Source organism: Pseudarthrobacter sp. As-47, from assembly GCF_058215595.1.
On the sequence record NZ_CM177088.1, the window covers coordinates 3,052,493 to 3,070,149 of the forward strand.

Consider the following 17,657-nt stretch of genomic DNA (forward strand, 5'->3'; position numbering starts at 1 on the left):
AGGCTGGAACCCATGGCTCAAGCTCCCCAGGACCAGATTGCACCACTGCTCACCCCGGAAGGCTGGGAGCTTTTGGCGTCCCTGGGCCCTTACCAGGAGGAGAAGTCCTTCGAGCTGAACTCGGCCCTCCGCAAGGCCGGCCACTCCCCCGAACTGGTCTCCGCCGTCCTGACCCAGTCCAGGCTCCGCACCAGGGCGGCCGCGAAGTTTGGCGAGTTTGCCCGGAGCATGCTGTTCACCCAGGCCGGCCTGGAACAGGCAACCCGGCTCAACGTTGCCGCACGCCACGCCCAGCGGTTCGCGGAGGCCGGGATCCGCCACGTTGCAGACCTGGGCTGCGGGCTGGCCGCGGATTCCCTGGCGCTGGCTTCCATGGACATCAACGTCACCGCCGTGGAGATGGATGAGACCACGGCAGCCTGCGCCACCGTCAACCTGATCCCGTTCCCCAACGCCACCGTGGTCCATGCGGACGCCACGGCAGTGCCGCTGGACGGGATCGACGGCGTCTGGCTGGATCCGGCGCGCCGTGTCACTTCCACATCGGGCACCAAGCGGATCTGGGATCCGGAGGCTTTTTCGCCGCCACTGTCCTTCGTTGAGAACCTGGCGGCCTCCGGCCTGGCCGTGGGGGTCAAGATGGGTCCGGGCATGCCGCACGATTCCGTTCCGGCCAACTGCGAAGCGCAGTGGGTCTCCGTGGCCGGGGATGTGACGGAGGTGGCCCTGTGGTTCAACGCAGTGCGCCGGCCGGGAGTCCGCCGGGCCGCACTGGTGCTTGGCGCCCAGGGTGCGGCCGAGCTGACCAGCGGAGAAGACTTCGGCGCCGGTCCTGCCGCTCCGGTGGGCCCGGTGGAGGGCTACCTCTACGAACCCGACGGCGCGGTGATCCGCGCCGGGCTGGTGGCGGACATCGCGCTGCAGCTGGGCGGACACCTGGTGGATGAGCACATCGCCTATGTGTGCGCGCCCGGGCTGGTGGACACACCGTTTGCCCGGGCCTACAAGGTGCTGGAGGTGATGCCCTACAACGTCAAGGCGCTCAAGGCCTGGGTGAAGGACAACGGGATCGGCGTGCTGGACATCAAGAAGCGCGGCACCGCCGTCACGCCCGAGGAACTCCGCAGGCAGCTGCTCCCCGGGGGAAAGAGCGCAGCCGGCAAGAAAGCCGGAACCAAAACAGCCACCCTGGTCCTGACCCGCATCGGGGAGGACCGGGTGGCCATCGTGGTGGAGCCGGCGCAGGGCACTGCCCGCGAATAAACCGCTACTGGGCCCGCATGAACTCCTCAGCGGCACGCACCTGCCCAGCGGTGGGCCGCACGCCGGTGTAAAGCACAAACTGTTCCAGGGCCTGGATGGTGGCAACCTCCGCCCCGGTGATGACCGGCTTTCCCGCGGCCCGCGCGGCCTTGATCAGCGGGGTTTCGGCCGGCAGCGCCACGACGTCGAAAACCACCTGGGCGGCGTCGATGGCCTCCTGCGGGAAGGAGAGCGCGTCTGCTTCCGCCCCTCCTGCCATACCGATAGGGGTCACGTTAATGATCAAGTCCGCCGTCCCGCCGTCGAGCGCTTCCTGCCACCTGAAGCCGTACTGGTCCGCGAGCGCACGCCCGGCAACCTCGTTCCGGGCGATGACCGTGACATCCGCGAAGCCGGCGTCGCGGAGCGCGGCAACGGTGGCCTTGGCCATGCCGCCCGCTCCCTGGACCAGGACCGAATAGCCGGTGGGCACCTTATTGGTGGCCAGGAGCTGCTCGATCGCGGTGTAGTCGGTGTTGTACGCCTTCAAGCGCCCGTCCGTGTTCACGATGGTGTTGACGGAGTCGATGGCCTTGGCCGAGGGGTCCATCTCGTCCACCAGCGCAATCACGTCCTCCTTGTAAGGCATGGAGATGGCGCAGCCGCGGATGCCCAGGCCGCGGACGCCCGCAATGGCCTGTTCCAGGTTCGTGGGGGCGAACGCCTTGTAGATCCAGTTGAGGTTCAGCTGCTCGTACAGGTGGTTGTGGAAACGGGTCCCGTTGTTGCTGGGCCGCGCCGAGAGTGAGATGCAGAGGGTCATGTCTTTATTGAGAATGGGCACCCGACCATTAAACGGGATTCCCAACCAGGTAGCAGCAGATGTCGGTATCGGGGTCCAAACGGACATCTGCTGCTACCTAGTTGGGTCAGGGGCAGCCGGTTCCCGCCGGGAAATTTCCGACGGCGGCCGGCAGCTTCCCCGGTGCGCCCGCTTTCCCCGCCAGGACAGCGGCGAGGGCATCGAAGGCTCCGTCGCTCCGCCCGTAAAGGGCCACCTTCACCGGCGCCGTCGAGTCCCGCAGCGGCCAGGGGGCATCCAGTGCCACGGCAATGTCTCCTCCCGCACCCCGGCCGCCGTAGCCGATGAGGCTGACCAGGGGTCCGGAGCCCAGGGCCAGGCCGGCCCTGGCCGCGGCCGCCTCGAAGCGTGCCCTGTCCGCCGGCGAGCCGCCGTCCACCTGTACCGCGCCGGGAACCAGCGGGCCGGTGCAGGGTCCGGAGAGCATGGTGACCGCTGACGCGGAAACGTGGGCTGACAGGGCTCCGCCGCTGCCTGCCGGGGCGCCGGCCGCCGCGGCTGTCCTGCCGTGCCAGGCCATCATGGTGGCCACCCGGCGGGCTGCCTCGTCCAGCCGCTCCGGGGGCAGGGCGCCGGAGGCCACAGCCTGGACGATCGCCGCGTGTGCCTGGCCTACGTCGGCGGGCATCAGCAGGAGGTCCGCGCCCGCGGCGAGGGCCATCACCGCGGCGGTGCCGCCGGGATACTGCTTGGTCACGGCGCCCATGTTCAGGGCATCCGTCACCGCCACGCCCTTGAACCCGAGTCCCCGCAGCGCCGCATAGGCAGGGCCGGAGAGCGACGCCGGGACGCCGGGTTCCAGCGCCGGGACCGCAATGTGCCCGGTCATCACCATCGGAGCTCCGGCGTCGATGGCGGCCCGGAACGGCTTCCAGTCGCGGCCGCCGAGCTCCGCCACGGTGGACGGCTGTGCCGGGAGGTTGTGGTGGGAGTCGACCGTCACAGAGCCGTGCCCCGGAAAGTGCTTCACTGCCGGCAGCACCCCCGCAGCGAGCATTCCCTGCGAGAACGCCACGCCGAGCGAGCCCGCAGCGTCGGGGTCAGCGGACATGGACCTGGCGCCAATGGTGGGATCGCCGGGCCCGATGGTGACATCGGTGCCGGGCGCGAAATCCAGGTTGAACCCGACGGGCACCAGTTCCGCGGCCAGGCCCTGCCCCGCTTCCCGGGCCAGTGGCACGCTGCCGGCGGCACCGTAGCTCATGGGTGTGGGCCATTCGGTCAGGGGCAGGCCCAGCCGCGCAACCTGGCCGCCTTCCTGGTCCACCGCGATGATCCCGGGCCACGGCCGTCCCCCGGCGGCGGCAGCCAACCGCTGGTTGATGGCAGCCATGCCCTGTACGTCCATCCTGCCCTGCGGATCAAGGGGAACGTTGTCGCCCATGATGATGGACCCGGCAAGGTGCAGCCGCTCGATGGCCGCTGCGTGGGACTCCACATCCTTGCCCTTGAAGAAGGGAAGGAGGACCTGCCCGGCCTTCTCCTCGGTGCTCATCGCCGCTACCGCTGCGGCGGCCACGTCCTGGTCGCGCTGCTCGGGCCCCCAGCCCAGTGGCCGGGTACCCGGATCAGGCGACGGGGAAGGTGTGGCGGGCGCCGTCGTCGTACGTGGCGTGGGGGTGGCAGACGGTGCAGAGGGGGCAGATGGGGCCGACGACGACGGGGCAGGGCCCGGCGCTGCCGTGCAGGACGCCAGGGCTACTGCGGCGGAGGCTGCCGCGATGAAGGGGAGGGATGTGTGAAGACTGTCACGCAGGGGTCGGAACAAGGCCATCAATACGATGCTACCCCTGCACTAGACTTGAACCACCCGTTCGCCTGCCGGCAGCAGACTGTCAGTGACGGCGTGAGCCAGCGGCAAACAGGACAGTTAGGACATGCGTGAAGATCGATTTCGCTACATCAAGGCAGTCAACCCTTGGTGTTGAATGGGAACTCGCGCTGGTGGACGGCCGGACGGGCGAACTGGCATCCGTGGCCAATGAGGTACTCCGCGGCGTCGCGTCCCGCCACCCCGAGCTGAACGAAGACGACGAGCACCCGCACATCAAGCAGGAACTCCTGCTGAACACGGTGGAACTGGTCACGGGCATCTGCGAGACCGCGGCCGAAGCCAAGGAAGACCTCAGCCGTTCGCTGGCCGCCGTGCGCGAAATCACGGACCCCATGGGCGTGGAACTGTTCTGCGCCGGAAGCCACCCGTTCAGCCCGCCGCAGCTGCAGCCGGTCACGGACAAGGCGCGTTACGCAAAACTCATTGACCGCACGCAGTGGTGGGGCCGGCAGATGGTCATCTATGGCGTGCACGTCCATGTGGGGCTGGACCGCCGGGACAAGGTGCTGCCCGTGCTGGACGGCCTGGTCAACTACTTCCCGCACTTCCAGGCGCTCTCCGCGTCCAGCCCGTTCTGGGGCGGCGAGGACACCGGCTACGCGTCCCAGCGGGCCCTGATGTTCCAGCAGCTCCCCACCGCCGGACTGCCCTTCCAGTTCCACTCCTGGGAGGAATACGAGTCCTATGTGCAGGACATGTTCACCACCGGGGTGATCGACACGCTCTCGGAGATCCGCTGGGACATCCGGCCGGTTCCAAACCTGGGCACCATCGAGATGCGGATCTGCGACGGCCTGGCCACCCTGGAGGAGGTGGGCGCCATCGCAGCCCTCACCCAGTGCCTGGTGGACGAGTTCTCCACCACCCTGGACAACGGCGGGACCATTCCCACCATGCCGCCCTGGCATGTCCAGGAAAACAAGTGGCGCGCTGCCCGCTACGGCATGGACGCCATCATCATCCTCGACGCCGCGGGCAAGGAGCAGCTGGTCACCGAGCACCTGCTGGAAACCCTCAACCGGCTCGAGCCCGTGGCCGCGAAGCTTCGCTGCACGGACGAGCTTGCCGACGTCGAGAAGATCATCCGCCGCGGGGCCGGCTACCAGCGCCAGCGCCGCGTGGCAGCCGAACACGGCGGCGACCTCCAGGCCGTGGTGCTGGACCTGGTCAAGCAGATGCGCAACGGCCCCACCGCCTGACCCTGCCCGCCCGAAACGGGGCACATCGGCACGGACACGCCCGCCACCGTCGTGAATTGCGACGGCGGCGCGCCCCAAGTGCCCCGCGACGGTTCGCTGGGCCTACTGTCTTCAGGCCGGCAGGGACACCGACGTGACCGGCATCGAGGAATCCGGGGCGAAGCGGATGCCGCTGGGTTCCACCCCGGCCATCACCAGCTGGGCACCCAGGGCCGCCACCATGGCGCCGTTGTCCGTGCACAGGTCCAGCGGCGGCACGTGCAGCCTGATCCCTGCCGAGGCACACCGCTGCCCGGTCAGCTCGCGGAGCCGTGAGTTGGCCGCGACTCCTCCGCCCAGAAGTACGTCCTTGATGCCGTGTTCCCGGCAGGCCAGCACGGCCTTCGAGGAAATGATGTCCACCACGGCTTCCTGGAACGCCGCCGCAATGTCAGCCACCGGAATCTCCTCCCCGCGCGCCTCAAACTGCTCCACGCACCGGGCCACCGCGGTCTTGAGGCCGCTGAAGGACCAGTCGTACCGGTGCCTGCCCGGTTCCTCGGCTGTCCCCATGTACTTGGGCTGGCTCAGGCCGCGGGGGAAACGGATGGACTTCGGGTTGCCGGTGCGGGCCACCTTGTCGATGGCCGGCCCGCCCGGGTACCCGAGGCCCAGGATGCGGGCCACCTTGTCGTAGGCTTCGCCGGCGGCATCGTCAATGGTGGAACCCAGGAGCTGCACGTCGTCGGTGATGCTGTTGATCCTCAGGATTTCGGTGTGGCCGCCGGAAACCAGCAGCGCGCCGAGGTTCTCCAGGAGCTGCGGGGCCGTGCCTTTGTGCCGGCCGCCGCCTGCCCCGTCCAGCAGCCCCACGCCCACGTGGGCCACGAGGTGGTTGATGGCGTACAGCGGCTTGCCGGTGGCCACGGCCAGGGCCTTGGCGGCGCAGACGCCCACCATGAGGGCGCCGGCAAGGCCAGGTCCCGAGGTGACCGCGATGGCGTCCACGTCATCGAGGGCCACGCCGGCGTCGGACAATGCCTGCTCCAGCGTGGGGACGAAGGCGTCCAGGTGCGCGCGGGAGGCGATCTCGGGGATGACGCCGCCGAACCGGACGTGCTCGTCCATGGAGGATGACACGGTGTTGGTCAGCAGTGTGGTTCCGCGCACGATTCCCACGCCGGTCTCGTCGCAGGACGACTCGATGCCCAGCACCAGTGGCTGCGTGCGGTTCATGGCTGGGGTCCTTCCTGGGGATTCGCGGCTTCGGGATTCGCGTTGTGGGGGTTCGGGCCGCTTGCACTCCCGGGCGTGCCGGCCAGCTGGAGGCGCATGATGAGGGCGTCAACCCCGTCGCGGTAATACCGGGGGCGGACGTGGATCTGCTCAAAACCGAACCGGACATACAGCTGCTGCGCCCGCGGGTTGTCCGCCCGGACCTCCAGCAGGACGTCCGCAGCCCGCCTTCGCCGGGCCTCGTCGATGAGGGCGGTGAGCAGCGTGGTGCCGATGCCCCGGCCCTCATATTCGGGGACGACGGCGATGGTCTGGACGTCCGCGATGGGCTCGATGCACATCAGGCCGGCATAGCCCACGATGCCGTCGGTGCCCTGCGCCACAAGGTATCGGCGGGTTTCCGGCTGGGAGAGTTCGTCGAGGAACATCTGGAGGGGCCAGGCATCCACGGGAAAGAGCCGCTGTTCCAGGGCGCTGACCGCGGGGACATCGTCCAGCGTCATATCGCGGACGGTCACGCCAGCGCCGGGGTGGCCGGGTGTGTGGTTCACAGGGCCCTCTTCCGTGGTCCGGGGACCTGGGCGTCGGACTCCCGGAGGTACAGCGGCGTGGAGTCGAGGAGGCCACTGCCCGCTTCGAGCCTTGCCAGCGCGAATTTACCCAGGTACAGGGCATCCGGCTGTTCCTGCGCAAAGTCGGGGTGGGCCTTCAGTGCATCAGCGTAAAGACCGGCACCGGCACCGAAGGCGGGCAGGTCCGGGAGGTCGGCGGCGAAGCTGACGTGCGGGCCGTCCTCCAGGACCGGAAGCCGGCCGTCGGCGAGGCTGTAGCGCGCCCAGTAGACCTCTTTGCGGCGCGCGTCCGTCGCCACCAGGAACTCGGGGACGGCCGCGGCGGATTCCGCCACTTCCAGGGCCATGGCGTCCAGGCTGACCAGCCCGTGCAGGGGTTTGCCCCAAACAAAAGCGAGGGTCCGCGCGGTGGCGATTCCGGACCGCAATCCGGTGAACGGTCCGGGACCCACACCCACCACCAGGGCGTCGATGTCGTTTCCGGTCAAGCCGGCGCCTGCGAGCATCTCCTCGATTCCGGGGGCAAGCACCTCGGCGTGGCTCCGGGTGTCCTCGGTGGAGAAGCTGGCCACCACGGAACCCGGTGTTTCAGAGGACACCAGGGCGGCGCTGGCAACGGCGGAAGTGTCAATGGCCAGGATCAGCATCAGCGAGCACCTTCCATGGCGGCACCAAGTTCCGGGGCTTCGGGCCACCGCGGGCCGTAGCCGCGCATCACGATGGTGCGGGGCTCGTCTGCGTCCCCGGTGTCGAAGTCCAGCCCGTCGGAGGGCAGCCCGTCTTCAAGTCCCACCGCACGGTGCAGGTCGATCTCCAGCCTGCTCTCGCTGAGGTGCTCCACCCGGTCCCGGCCCCACTCCACCACCGTCACGGAGGAGTCCATGGTGTTTTCCAGGTCGATGTCGTCAATCTCCGCGGCTGAGTCCAGCCTGTAGGCGTCCACGTGCACCAGGTCCGGGCCGCCGGGCCGCGGCCCGTGCGGCAGGTTGGGGTGGATGCGGACCAGCACGAACGTGGGGGAAATAATGCCTTCCCGGACACCCAGCCCCTCCCCCAGGCCCTGCGTGAACGTGGTCTTCCCGGCACCCAGCTCGCCGCTGAGCACCAGCAGGTCCCCGGCCTGCAGGACCGCCGCGAGGCGGAGGGCCAGCGCATGGGTCTGCTCCGCCGTCGTCGCCGTTAGTGTCATTTCCCAGTTAGGCAGGGGAGCCTGGCCGTTGGCGGTCACGAGAGCTTCTCCTGGCTGGATGCGGAGGTCCGGTCCTCTTCGTTGATGAAGCGCCGCGGCACCCTGGGGCTGATCCTGGTGACAATCTCGTAGTTGATGGTCCCGGCGGCGCGCGCCCAGTCATCGGCGGTGGGGCCGCCGTCGGCTCCGTCCCCGAACAGTTCCGCCTCGGCACCCAGCAGGTCCGCACCCGCCCCGCCGATGCCGCCGAGATCGATAACCATCTGGTCCATGGCAATCCGGCCCACCACCGGGTAGGTCCGGCCGGCCACCCGCACGGGCCCGCCGGTGGCGGACCGCGGCACCCCGTCCGCGTAACCCACCGGGATCAGGCCCAGCGTGCTGTCCCCCTGGGTGCGGTAGTGGAGGCCGTAGGAGACGCCCTGCCCGTCCGGCACCTCCTTGCACTGCGACACCAGGGTCCGCAGCGTCATGGCCGGGCGGAGCCCCAGTTCGGCGGAACTCTGGCCGGCGAACGGGGACAGCCCGTAGATTCCCAGGCCAACGCGGACCAGGTCGAAGTGGGTATCGGGCCGGGACAGCGTGGCGGGGGTGTTGGCCAGGTGGCGGACTTCCGGGTCCACGCCGGCGTCCTCCGCCACGGCCAGGACGTCGCGGAACGTGGCCAGCTGCTGGTCGGTCTCGGGACGCTCCGGCTCATCGGCGACGGCGAGGTGGGAGAAGATGCCCACTACGCGCAGCAGGCCCTGGTCCTGGTAGTCCATCGCCTCGCCCACCAGCTGGTCCCAGCTGTCCAGGGCCGCGCCGTTGCGTCCCAGTCCGGTGTCCACTTTCAGGTGGATGCGGGCCGGGCGCTCCTGTTCCCGGGCTGCGGCCACGATGCGGTCCAGTTCCCAGCCCGAGCAGCCAATGTCCACGCCGGCAGCCACGGCGGCGCCGAAGTTGCTCTCCGTGGTGTGCAGCCAGGCCAGCAGCGGCGCGTCAATGCCGGCAGCCCGGAGCGCCAGGGCCTCCGAAATGTGGGCCACCCCCAGCCAGGACGCTCCTGCCTCCAGGGCTGCCCGGGCCACCGGCACGGCGCCGTGCCCGTAGGCATCAGCTTTGACCACGGCCATGACTTTCGCCGGGGATGCGGCAGCGGCGAGGCGGCGCACGTTGTGCCGGATAGCGTCCAGGTCGATCACGGCGGACCGTTCATAGCGGGAACCGTGTCCCGGGACAGCACTGAATTCGCCGGTTGTTGCGGGGTAAGTCACCCTAGTGATTCTAGTGCTGGCGCTTCCGGCCGAATAATCGTCAGGCGTCCGAGAGGTGGGCGATGGTGGCTGTGGCCCTGCGCTGCGCGGCGAGCGGCACGTCCAGGATGATGTCGGCCAGGAAACCGAACCGCCGCAGCCACTGGCTCATCTGCCGCTCCGGCCGGGCGTTGGCGCGCTTCCACCAGTCGGCAATGTCCCCCCACCCGGGGGCCGCCAGGGATCCGCCCACCTCCTGGACCGCCAGCGAGGCGCAGAGGTTCGCAAAGCGGAGCCTGTCCCCCAGCGGCCAGCCGGCCAGGCTGCCAACGATGAACGCGGCGTCGAAACAGTCACCTGCGCCCGTGGGGTCGTAGGCCTTCACCGGAAGCGAAGGCACCCATTCCTCCTCCCCCGTCTCGGAGTCCACGGCCATGGCCCCCTGCGCGCCGAGCGTCACCACGGCCACCGGGACACGGTCCGCCAGCGCATACAGGGCAGTCCAGGGATCGTCCTTCCCAGTGAAGGCCATGGCCTCGCGCTGGTTGGGGAGGAAGGCATGGAAGTACTGCAGGTTGTCCAGCCGGGCAGGCGCCCATTCCCCGCTGGGGTCCCAGCCGACATCGCCGAACAGCTTGACCCCCGCGTGGTGCGCTGCCTTCGCCCACGGCTCGATCTCCCTGCCCACTTCCGCGATGCCTGCGAGCGCGGGCGGCGGGTCCCCGATCAGCTCGGAGGATGTGATGGGCGCTGCGTGGCCGTGGGTCACCATGGACCGGTCCTTCTCCACGCAGAGGGAGACGGTGACGGGTGAGTGCCAGCCAGGCACTTTCTGCGACAACGAGAGGTCCACGTGCTCCTGGCCGGACAGGATCTTCCAGTTGAAGTCCCCGTAGCCGTCGTCGCCGAACGCGGCGGCCAGTCCTGTCTTCAGCCCCAGCCGTGCCGCGGCGATGGCTTGGTTGGCAACCCCGCCGGGGCAGCTGCCCATGCCGTCGCTCCAGATTTCGGTGCCGGGCTCCGGCGCGTGCGGAAGCCCTGTGAAAATGATGTCCTGGAAAACCGTTCCGGCCAGCAGCACGTCGAATCCGGGAGCGGAGGGCGGGCGGACGGCTGCCAGGGGGTCGTAGGGGCGGGCTGGGATCGCGTCCATGTCCGCAGACTACGCCCTGCCGCAGACATCCGGTAGGGGCCCGCCGGGCGCGGGCCTAGACTGCTGGTTATGCGGCTTCTCATTGCCGGCGGCGGGGGTTTCCGGGTGCCGCTGATATACCGGGCGCTGGCCTCCGGACGCTTTGCGGGGATGGTCAGCGAGCTGGTGCTGTACGACGTCGACCCCGCCCGCCTCCAGTCCGTCACCGCCGTCCTGCACAGCATGCCGGGCGGTCCGGGTGCCCGGGTTCCAGTGCACGCCACCACCAACCTGCCGCAGGCGCTGGCGGGCACCGGGATGGTGTTCGCGGCCATCCGGCCCGGCGGTACGGCAGGGCGGGTGGCGGACGAAAGGGTGGCGCAGGACCTTGGCCTGCTGGGGCAGGAGACAACCGGCGCGGGCGGGATCTCCTACGCGCTGCGGACGATCCCGCACATGCTCAATCTGGCACGGCTGATGAAGGAGCACTGCCCGGAGGCCTGGCTGGTCAACTTCACCAACCCCGCAGGCATGGTCACCGAGGCGCTGCTCCCCGTGATGGGCAGGAAGGTCGTCGGGATCTGCGACTCGGCCGGCGGCCTGGTGCAGCGGGCGGCGCGGGCGGCCGGGGCACCGCTGCTGGAGGGAAGGCTCGACGGCGTGGGCTACTACGGCCTGAACCACCTGGGCTGGCTGTACCGGCTGGAGTACAACGGGCAGGACCTGCTGCCGCGGCTGCTCGCGGATCCTCTGGCGCTGGCCACGTTCGAGGAGGGCCGGCTGTTCCCCCAGCCGTTCCTGGCGGAGCTCGGCGCGCTGCCCAACGAGTACCTCTATTACTACTACCAGCGGGACGCCGCCCGCGAGGCTATGCGCGCCATGGCCCGGACCCGCGGCGAGACCATCCACAGCCAGCAGGAGGAGCTGTACCCGCGGCTGGCAGGCGCGGGCGCCGATGCGTTCCGGCTCTGGGAGGAAGCGCGCCGGTCCCGCGAGGAGGGCTACCTGGCCGAGGCACGCACCCAGGGCGGGCAGCGGGACGAGTCCGACCTCGCCGGCGGCGGCTACGAGCGGGTGGCCCTCGCCGCCATGCGTGCCCTGTCTGGAGCGGGTGACACACAGCTGATCCTGAACACCCGCAACTCCCCCGCGCCCGTACCGGACACAGCCGCCAACCAAACCGCGGCCCGGCCGGCCACCCCTGGACCGGCCATTCCAGGGCTGCCGGCAGACGCCGTCGTCGAAGTTCCCTGCACGGTAACGGCCGACGGCGCGCTGCCGCTGCCCCAGCAGGCTCCCCCGGAACCGCAGCTGGGACTGCTCCGGCAGGTCAAGGAGGTGGAGCGGCTGACCGTGCGCGCCGCCGTCGAGGGTGACCGCAAAGCCGCCCTCGCGGCGTTCGCCGGGCATCCGCTGGTGGACTCGGAAGACCTGGCCCATGCCCTGCTGGGCGGCTACGAGCGGGAGTTCCCCGCGCTCCGGGACCTGTGGCGCCCAGGTGTCAGGTGAGGGAGGAGTAGTGTTTTATCGGATGCGCACTCTACCGGCGCTGCCCGTACACGCCGGTGGCCGGAAGGAGGTCCCGTGGCACTGATCCGCAGGGTTGCTTTGCTCTCCCTCCACACCTCCCCCATGGAGCAGCCCGGTTCCGGTGACGCAGGCGGGATGAACGTGTACATCCGCGAACTGGCATCGGCGCTGGCGGAAGCGGGCGTCGAGGTGGAGATCTTCACCCGGTCCACCTCGGCCAACCAGCCCGCCGTCGAACACCCTGATCCCGGCGTCTGCGTGCACAACGTCCTGGCCGGGCCGCTGAAGAAGATTCCCAAGGAAGAGCTGCCGGGCCTGCTGCACAGCATGGTGGCGGAGATCGAGCAGATCCGCCGCCGGCAGCCGCACGGCCGCTACGACGTCATCCATTCCCACTACTGGGTGTCCGGGATTGCCGGCCTGGAGCTGTCCGAGCTCTGGGGCGTGCCGCTGGTCCATACGATGCACACCATGGCCAAGGTCAAGAACCTGCTGCTGGAATCCGGTGAACAGCCGGAGCCGCGGCGGCGTGAACTGGGCGAGCACCGCATTGTGGACGGCGCCGCCCGGCTCATCGCCAACACCAGTGCCGAGGCCGCCGAACTGGTCTCGCACTACGGCGCCACGTACGACCGGATCGACATCGCCCCGCCCGGCGTGGACCTGGGCACCTTCACGCCTGCCTTCCGGGCACGGTCCAGGGCGGAGCGGGGCATCAACCCCGGGACGTTCCACCTGGTCTTCGCCGGGCGCATCCAGCGGCTGAAGGGGCCGCAGGTCCTGGTCAAGGCCGCGGCGCTGCTGCGGAAACGCCGCCCGGACATCGACCTCCGGGTCACCATCCTGGGCTCGCTGAGCGGCAACAAGGAGTTCAACCTCCGGCGGCTGGTGTCGGAGGCGGAGATGGACGACGTCCTCACGCAGCTTCCCCCGGTCAAGGCACCTGAGCTTGCGGCCTGGTTCCGCGCGGCGGACGTTGTGGTGATGCCCTCCTTCAGCGAGTCCTTCGGGCTGGTGGCGCTCGAAGCCCAGGCCTGCGGCACGCCGGTGGTGGCCACACGCGTTGGCGGGCTGTCGCGGGCCATCTTCCACGGCAGGACCGGTCTGCTGGTGGACGGCCACCATGCCGCCGACTGGGCCGACGCGCTCGAGGCCCTGTACGACGACCCCGCCACCCGGGAGGACATGGGACGGGCCGCCGCCATCAGGGCCCAGAACTCGGGATGGGCCCGCACTGCTGCGATCACGCTGGAAAGCTACCACGCCGCCGTCGACAACCATGTGGGAACCCGGCTGGTGCAGGCCTTTCCCGCGTCCTGACAGCCGGCCTGCCCAAATGACGAGAACCTGATCCGCCCACCAGTTCCGCCGAACCATTCCGCCCAGCGAAGGACAACGATGTCTCCCACCCCCAGTGACCTTGAGATTGCCCGAGCGGCACGGATCCGGCCCATCGAGGAGATTGCGGCGGCTGCGGGCATCAATGCGGACGCCCTTGAGCAGTATGGGCGGTACAAAGCCAAGATCGATCCTGCCCGGCTGCAGGCTCCTGCCCCTGCCGGGAAGGTGGTGCTGGTCTCGGCAATGTCCCCCACGCCGGCCGGCGAGGGAAAGTCCACCACCACCGTGGGGCTCGCCGATTCCCTGGCACGGGCGGGCCACAAGGTGATGATCGCCCTGCGTGAGCCCTCGCTGGGCCCGGTCCTGGGCATGAAGGGCGGCGCCACCGGCGGCGGCTACTCCCAGGTTCTGCCCATGGACGAGATCAACCTCCACTTCACCGGCGACTTCCACGCCGTCACAGCCGCCAACAACGCGCTGATGGCCCTGGTGGACAACCACATCTACCAGGGCAACCAGCTCAACATCGACCCTCGGCGCATGACGTTCAAGCGGGTGCTGGACATGAACGACCGCGCCCTGCGGGAGGTGGTCATCGGTTTGGGCGGGCCCACCCAGGGCGTCCCGCGGCAGGACGGCTTCGACATCACCGTCGCGTCGGAAATCATGGCGGTCTTCTGCCTGGCCATGGACCTGGCCGACCTCCGCTCCCGGCTCGGCCGGATCACGTTCGGCTACACCTTTGACCGGTCACCGGTGACCGTGGCGGACCTCGGTGTGCAGGGGGCGCTCACGCTGCTGCTGAAGGAGGCCGTCAAGCCCAACCTGGTGCAGACCATCGCCGGCACCCCGGCCCTGGTTCACGGCGGTCCGTTCGCCAACATCGCCCACGGCTGCAATTCGCTCATTGCCACCCAGACGGCCCGGCGGCTGGCGGACATTGTGGTCACGGAGGCGGGCTTCGGCGCAGACCTCGGCGCCGAAAAGTTCATGGACATCAAGGCACGGACCGGCGGCCTGGCACCCTCAGCGGTGGTGGTGGTGGCAACGGTACGGGCCCTGAAGATGCAGGGCGGAGTGGCCAAGGACCAGCTCACCGCACCGAACATCGCCGCGCTGGAAGCGGGCGTGGAGAACCTGCGCCGCCACGTCCGCAACGTGGAGAAGTTCGGGGTGCCGCCCGTGGTGGCCATCAACAGGTTCTCCTCCGACTCCGCCGAGGAGCTCGACTGGCTGCTGGCGTGGTGCGCGGCGGAGGGAGTGCCGGCCGCCGTCGCCGACGTGTGGGGACGCGGCGGCGGCGGTGACGGCGGAGATAACCTTGCGGCCCTCGTGGCGAAGACGGTGGCGGGGCCAAACAATTTCCGGCACCTGTACGCGCTGGGGCTGCCGGTGGAGGACAAGATCCGGACCATCGCCCAGGAAATCTACGGGGCGGACGGGGTGGACTTCTCCGTGCCGGCCCTGAAGCGGCTGGCCGATATCGAGCGGAACGGCTGGGGCGGCCTCCCTGTGTGCATGGCCAAGACCCAGTACTCGTTCACGGACGACGCCTCACGCCTGGGCGCCCCGAAGGGATTCACCATCCACGTCCGCGATCTCCTGCCCAAGACCGGTGCCGGCTTCATTGTGGCCCTGACCGGAGCGGTGATGACCATGCCCGGGCTGCCCGCTGCCCCGGCCGCGATGCGCATGGACGTGGACGGCGACGGCAACCCGGTGGGCCTCGCCTGACCCCTGCGACGCTCTCTCACTTGATGCCGGCTTTCTACGGACACTCCCTCACCTGATGCGGGCTTTCCACGGACGCTCCCTCACCTGATGTCGGCTTTCCGGCGATCCTCTCGCACTTCCCGCGAGTCAGGGACCCGTGCGGAAGGCGCATTTACGGTCACAACGGTCCGCGACCTCCCGCCCACGCGGCCTCCCCGCTTCACTGAAACAAAGATCACCGCCGTGCTCAGCACCACGAGTCCGCAGACGAACGCCACGGAGGAGGGGTCGGTGGCGAGCAGATCAGGAATGGCACGGCCCGGCACAGTCACTGCGAAGATGAAGGCCACGGCGATGCCGACGTAGCTGCCAATCATGTTTCCCCTATGCGAGGCGATGTTGCCGCGAACGGCACTGACCAGGCCCAGGGTTACGGTCACGATGGTGAAGGCCGAGAGCCCGTGCAGCCAGCTGAAATGCCCGTCCGACACAATCCAGAAACTGCTGAAGCAGACGTAGTACATGGCAGCCACCCAGAAGTAGCCCATGGTGCGGTGGATACGGTCTCGCTGTCGGCGCAGTATCTGCAAGGGCCCGATGGCCAGCACAAAAAGGGCGCCAACCACGTGGCTGGCAAGTAGAACATTCCCAGGCTCCATAGCCTTAGGATAGAGCCACTATCCATGCGTGTACATCAGGATAGCCGGGCCCGAATTCACTATCCATTGACACGGGCAGGTAAGGAGATCGGGATGCAGCTCAATGAACTGAGTCAGCGGTCAGGAGTCACACCTGCAAGCATCAAGTACTACCTGCGCGAGGGTCTGCTGCCGCCAGGTGAGGCCGTTCACGCAACCCGTGCCGAGTATTCAGCCAGGCATCTCGAGCGGCTCGAATTAATCCAGGCGCTCCGCCAGATCGTGGGCCTTAACATCGGGCAGATTCGCGGCCTCGTGAAAATGGCCGACGACGGCGTGCCCCGCCTCGATCTCCTTGCTGCGGTCCAGCGGGTGGTTCTGGATCTTGGAAACTACACCACGTCGATCGGCGGGGAAGCGGCAGAGGCGACTGACGCCGTCGTGCGTCTCCGCGGTTGGCCGGATTCCGCAAGTGACGCCCGGAACGCCCTCACTGCCCACCTGGAGCTGATGGCGGGCCTCAAGATTCCTGTATCTGAGACAGTGCTGGATGCATACAGCAAGGCGATGGACGACGTGGCCGGACTCGACATTGCCGCAACGACCGCCCCGGAGAGCACCGACAGGCTCATCCTCACTGCCGCCGTCGGCATGCATATGCACAGCCAGCTTCTCCTTAAACTCCTGGCACTCGCCCAGGCCAGCCACGCCATCCGCCGCTACCACGGTTAAAGGGGCGGCGCTCCCCCACCGAAGTGAGAGAGCGCCGCGTGAAAACCCACATCTAGTGAGAGAGGATCGTCCGGAAACCGCAGTTAAGTGAGAGAGCGTCCCGGGGGCAACCGGACTGAAGGGTTAGCGCTCGAGGTCGCCGCGGATAAAGGCCTCAACCTTTTCGCGGGCGAGGTCGTCGTTGAACTGCTCCGGCGGGGACTTCATGAAGTAGCTCGATGCGGAAAGCAGCGGGCCGCCGATGCCGCGGTCCAGGCCGATCTTGGCGGCACGGATAGCGTCGATGATCACGCCAGCGGAGTTCGGGGAATCCCAGACTTCCAGCTTGTACTCGAGCGAGACGGGGGCGTCGCCGAAGTTGCGGCCCTCGAGGCGGACGAACGCCCACTTGCGGTCGTCGAGCCACTGGACGTAGTCGGACGGGCCAATGTGGACGTCCTTGGCGGCCAGTTCGGCCTCGACGTTGGAGGTGACGGCCTGGGTCTTGGAGATCTTCTTGGACTCGAGGCGGTCGCGCTCCAGCATGTTCTTGAAGTCCATGTTGCCGCCGACGTTCAGCTGGTACGTGCGGTCCAGGGTGACGCCGCGGTCCTCGAAGAGCTTGGCCATGACGCGGTGCGTGATGGTGGCGCCGATCTGGCTCTTGATGTCGTCGCCCACGATCGGGACCCCGGCGGCGGTGAACTTGTCGGCCCATTCCTTGGTGCCGGCGATGAACACGGGCAGGGCGTTCACGAAGGCAACGCCGGCGTCAATCGCTGCCTGGGCGTAGAACTCGGCTGCTTCCTGCGATCCGACGGGCAGGTAGCAGACCATCACGTCAACCTTGGCGTCCTTAAGTGCCTGCACAACGTCGACGGGCTCTTCGGTGGACTGCTCGATGGTCTCGAGGTAGTACTTGCCGAGGCCGTCGAGGGTGTGGCCGCGCTGGACGGTAACGCCGGTGGGCGGCACGTCGGCGATCTTGATGGTGTTGTTTTCGCTCGCCAGGATGGCATCGGAAAGGTCAACGCCGACCTTCTTGCCATCAACGTCAAACGCGGCGACGAACTCAACGTCACCCACGTGGTACTGGCCGAACTCAACGTGCATCAGGCCCGGGATCGTGGCCTTGGGGTCGGCATCCTTGTAGTAGTGGACGCCCTGGACCAGCGAAGCGGCGCAGTTGCCTACGCCGACGATTGCAACACGAATCGGATGTGAAGACACGGAACTCCTTTGAG

At 68.5% G+C, this 17,657-nt stretch carries 16 protein-coding genes; 6 read left to right on the forward strand and 10 right to left on the reverse strand.

The window, feature by feature from the left end:
* Positions 1–12: 12 nt before the first annotated feature.
* Positions 13–1,263, forward strand: coding sequence for a THUMP-like domain-containing protein (locus AC4BCK_RS14075; protein WP_363939984.1), 1,251 nt, complete (start codon positions 13–15; stop codon positions 1,261–1,263).
* Positions 1,264–1,267: 4 nt separating this feature from the next.
* On the opposite strand, the gene AC4BCK_RS14080 is transcribed toward AC4BCK_RS14075, so the two are convergent.
* Positions 1,268–2,065 carry a shikimate 5-dehydrogenase gene (locus tag AC4BCK_RS14080; protein ID WP_490566918.1) on the reverse strand — a complete coding sequence of 266 codons (798 nt, stop codon included), beginning with the start codon at positions 2,063–2,065 and terminating at the stop codon, positions 1,268–1,270.
* A 106-nt stretch (positions 2,066–2,171) separates the two neighbouring features.
* Positions 2,172–3,599 carry a glycoside hydrolase family 3 N-terminal domain-containing protein gene (locus AC4BCK_RS14085; protein WP_490566919.1) on the reverse strand — a complete coding sequence of 476 codons (1,428 nt, stop codon included), beginning with the start codon at positions 3,597–3,599 and terminating at the stop codon, positions 2,172–2,174.
* 386 nt (positions 3,600–3,985) lie between these two features.
* On the opposite strand from AC4BCK_RS14085, the gene AC4BCK_RS14090 reads away from it, so the two are divergent.
* Positions 3,986–5,137 carry a glutamate--cysteine ligase gene (locus tag AC4BCK_RS14090; protein WP_104185129.1) on the forward strand — a complete coding sequence of 384 codons (1,152 nt, stop codon included), beginning with the start codon at positions 3,986–3,988 and terminating at the stop codon, positions 5,135–5,137.
* Positions 5,138–5,248: 111 nt separating this feature from the next.
* Here AC4BCK_RS14090 and tsaD read toward each other — a convergent pair whose 3' ends face one another.
* From tsaD to AC4BCK_RS14120, 6 genes are read right to left on the reverse strand one after another with little or no spacing between them, the layout of a single operon-like run.
* Complete coding sequence (gene tsaD / locus AC4BCK_RS14095) at positions 5,249–6,352, reverse strand: tRNA (adenosine(37)-N6)-threonylcarbamoyltransferase complex transferase subunit TsaD (protein WP_490566036.1); 1,104 nt, start codon at positions 6,350–6,352, stop codon at positions 5,249–5,251.
* A complete protein-coding gene (rimI, locus tag AC4BCK_RS14100; RefSeq protein WP_246256048.1) occupies positions 6,349–6,855 on the reverse strand; it encodes a ribosomal protein S18-alanine N-acetyltransferase in 507 nt (168 codons plus the stop codon). The genes tsaD and rimI overlap by 4 nt, the downstream gene beginning before the upstream one ends.
* A 44-nt stretch (positions 6,856–6,899) precedes the next feature.
* Positions 6,900–7,571 carry a tRNA (adenosine(37)-N6)-threonylcarbamoyltransferase complex dimerization subunit type 1 TsaB gene (gene tsaB, locus AC4BCK_RS14105; protein ID WP_174176567.1) on the reverse strand — a complete coding sequence of 224 codons (672 nt, stop codon included), beginning with the start codon at positions 7,569–7,571 and terminating at the stop codon, positions 6,900–6,902.
* A complete protein-coding gene (tsaE, locus tag AC4BCK_RS14110; RefSeq protein WP_310109375.1) occupies positions 7,571–8,113 on the reverse strand; it encodes a tRNA (adenosine(37)-N6)-threonylcarbamoyltransferase complex ATPase subunit type 1 TsaE in 543 nt (180 codons plus the stop codon). Before tsaE ends, tsaB begins: the two co-directional genes overlap by 1 nt.
* Positions 8,114–8,148: 35 nt before the next feature.
* A complete protein-coding gene (gene alr / locus AC4BCK_RS14115; RefSeq protein WP_310109296.1) occupies positions 8,149–9,369 on the reverse strand; it encodes an alanine racemase in 1,221 nt (406 codons plus the stop codon).
* 40 nt (positions 9,370–9,409) lie between these two features.
* Positions 9,410–10,501 carry a carbohydrate kinase family protein gene (locus AC4BCK_RS14120; RefSeq protein WP_310109293.1) on the reverse strand — a complete coding sequence of 364 codons (1,092 nt, stop codon included), beginning with the start codon at positions 10,499–10,501 and terminating at the stop codon, positions 9,410–9,412.
* 69 nt (positions 10,502–10,570) lie between these two features.
* Between AC4BCK_RS14120 and AC4BCK_RS14125 the strand changes: the two genes are divergently transcribed.
* From AC4BCK_RS14125 to AC4BCK_RS14135, 3 genes are all read left to right on the forward strand, one after another.
* Positions 10,571–11,989, forward strand: a complete 1,419-nt coding sequence (locus AC4BCK_RS14125) for a family 4 glycosyl hydrolase (protein ID WP_400600241.1) — start codon at positions 10,571–10,573, stop codon at positions 11,987–11,989.
* Between the two features lie 75 nt (positions 11,990–12,064).
* Entirely contained in the window at positions 12,065–13,330 is a 1,266-nt protein-coding gene (gene mshA, locus AC4BCK_RS14130) for a D-inositol-3-phosphate glycosyltransferase (RefSeq protein WP_174176606.1), read from the forward strand.
* 78 nt (positions 13,331–13,408) lie between these two features.
* On the forward strand, positions 13,409–15,085 hold the full coding sequence (locus AC4BCK_RS14135) for a formate--tetrahydrofolate ligase (protein WP_366280163.1): 1,677 nt from the start codon (positions 13,409–13,411) through the stop codon (positions 15,083–15,085).
* An 80-nt stretch (positions 15,086–15,165) separates the two neighbouring features.
* Here the strand turns inward: AC4BCK_RS14135 and AC4BCK_RS14140 are convergent, their stop codons facing one another.
* Positions 15,166–15,723 (reverse strand): DUF2306 domain-containing protein, encoded by a 558-nt coding sequence (locus tag AC4BCK_RS14140; protein ID WP_363959530.1) that lies wholly within the window; start codon positions 15,721–15,723, stop codon positions 15,166–15,168.
* Positions 15,724–15,816: 93 nt separating this feature from the next.
* Here AC4BCK_RS14140 and AC4BCK_RS14145 point away from each other — a divergent pair, with 93 nt between their 5' ends.
* Positions 15,817–16,434: a MerR family transcriptional regulator gene (locus AC4BCK_RS14145; RefSeq protein ID WP_400511247.1), complete on the forward strand. Its 618-nt coding sequence runs from the start codon at positions 15,817–15,819 to the stop codon at positions 16,432–16,434.
* A 123-nt stretch (positions 16,435–16,557) separates the two neighbouring features.
* On the opposite strand, the gene AC4BCK_RS14150 is transcribed toward AC4BCK_RS14145, so the two are convergent.
* Positions 16,558–17,643 (reverse strand): inositol-3-phosphate synthase, encoded by a 1,086-nt coding sequence (locus AC4BCK_RS14150; protein ID WP_174176614.1) that lies wholly within the window; start codon positions 17,641–17,643, stop codon positions 16,558–16,560.
* Positions 17,644–17,657 lie beyond the last annotated feature (14 nt).

What these genes read in the sequence shown, in the direction of transcription:
- AC4BCK_RS14075 (WP_363939984.1), top strand. Translation starts at nt 13, where the DNA reads ATGGCTCAAGCTCCCCAGGACCAGATTGCACCACTGCTCACCCCGGAA.
- AC4BCK_RS14080 (WP_490566918.1), bottom strand. Translation starts at nt 2,065, where the DNA reads ATGACCCTCTGCATCTCACTCTCGGCGCGGCCCAGCAACAACGGGACC.
- AC4BCK_RS14085 (WP_490566919.1), bottom strand. Translation starts at nt 3,599, where the DNA reads ATGAGCACCGAGGAGAAGGCCGGGCAGGTCCTCCTTCCCTTCTTCAAG.
- tsaD (WP_490566036.1), bottom strand. Translation starts at nt 6,352, where the DNA reads ATGAACCGCACGCAGCCACTGGTGCTGGGCATCGAGTCGTCCTGCGAC.
- rimI (WP_246256048.1), bottom strand. Translation starts at nt 6,855, where the DNA reads ATGACGCTGGACGATGTCCCCGCGGTCAGCGCCCTGGAACAGCGGCTC.
- tsaB (WP_174176567.1), bottom strand. Translation starts at nt 7,571, where the DNA reads ATGCTGATCCTGGCCATTGACACTTCCGCCGTTGCCAGCGCCGCCCTG.
- tsaE (WP_310109375.1), bottom strand. Translation starts at nt 8,113, where the DNA reads ATGACACTAACGGCGACGACGGCGGAGCAGACCCATGCGCTGGCCCTC.
- AC4BCK_RS14120 (WP_310109293.1), bottom strand. Translation starts at nt 10,501, where the DNA reads ATGGACGCGATCCCAGCCCGCCCCTACGACCCCCTGGCAGCCGTCCGC.
- AC4BCK_RS14125 (WP_400600241.1), top strand. Translation starts at nt 10,571, where the DNA reads ATGCGGCTTCTCATTGCCGGCGGCGGGGGTTTCCGGGTGCCGCTGATA.
- AC4BCK_RS14135 (WP_366280163.1), top strand. Translation starts at nt 13,409, where the DNA reads ATGTCTCCCACCCCCAGTGACCTTGAGATTGCCCGAGCGGCACGGATC.
- AC4BCK_RS14140 (WP_363959530.1), bottom strand. Translation starts at nt 15,723, where the DNA reads ATGGAGCCTGGGAATGTTCTACTTGCCAGCCACGTGGTTGGCGCCCTT.
- AC4BCK_RS14145 (WP_400511247.1), top strand. Translation starts at nt 15,817, where the DNA reads ATGCAGCTCAATGAACTGAGTCAGCGGTCAGGAGTCACACCTGCAAGC.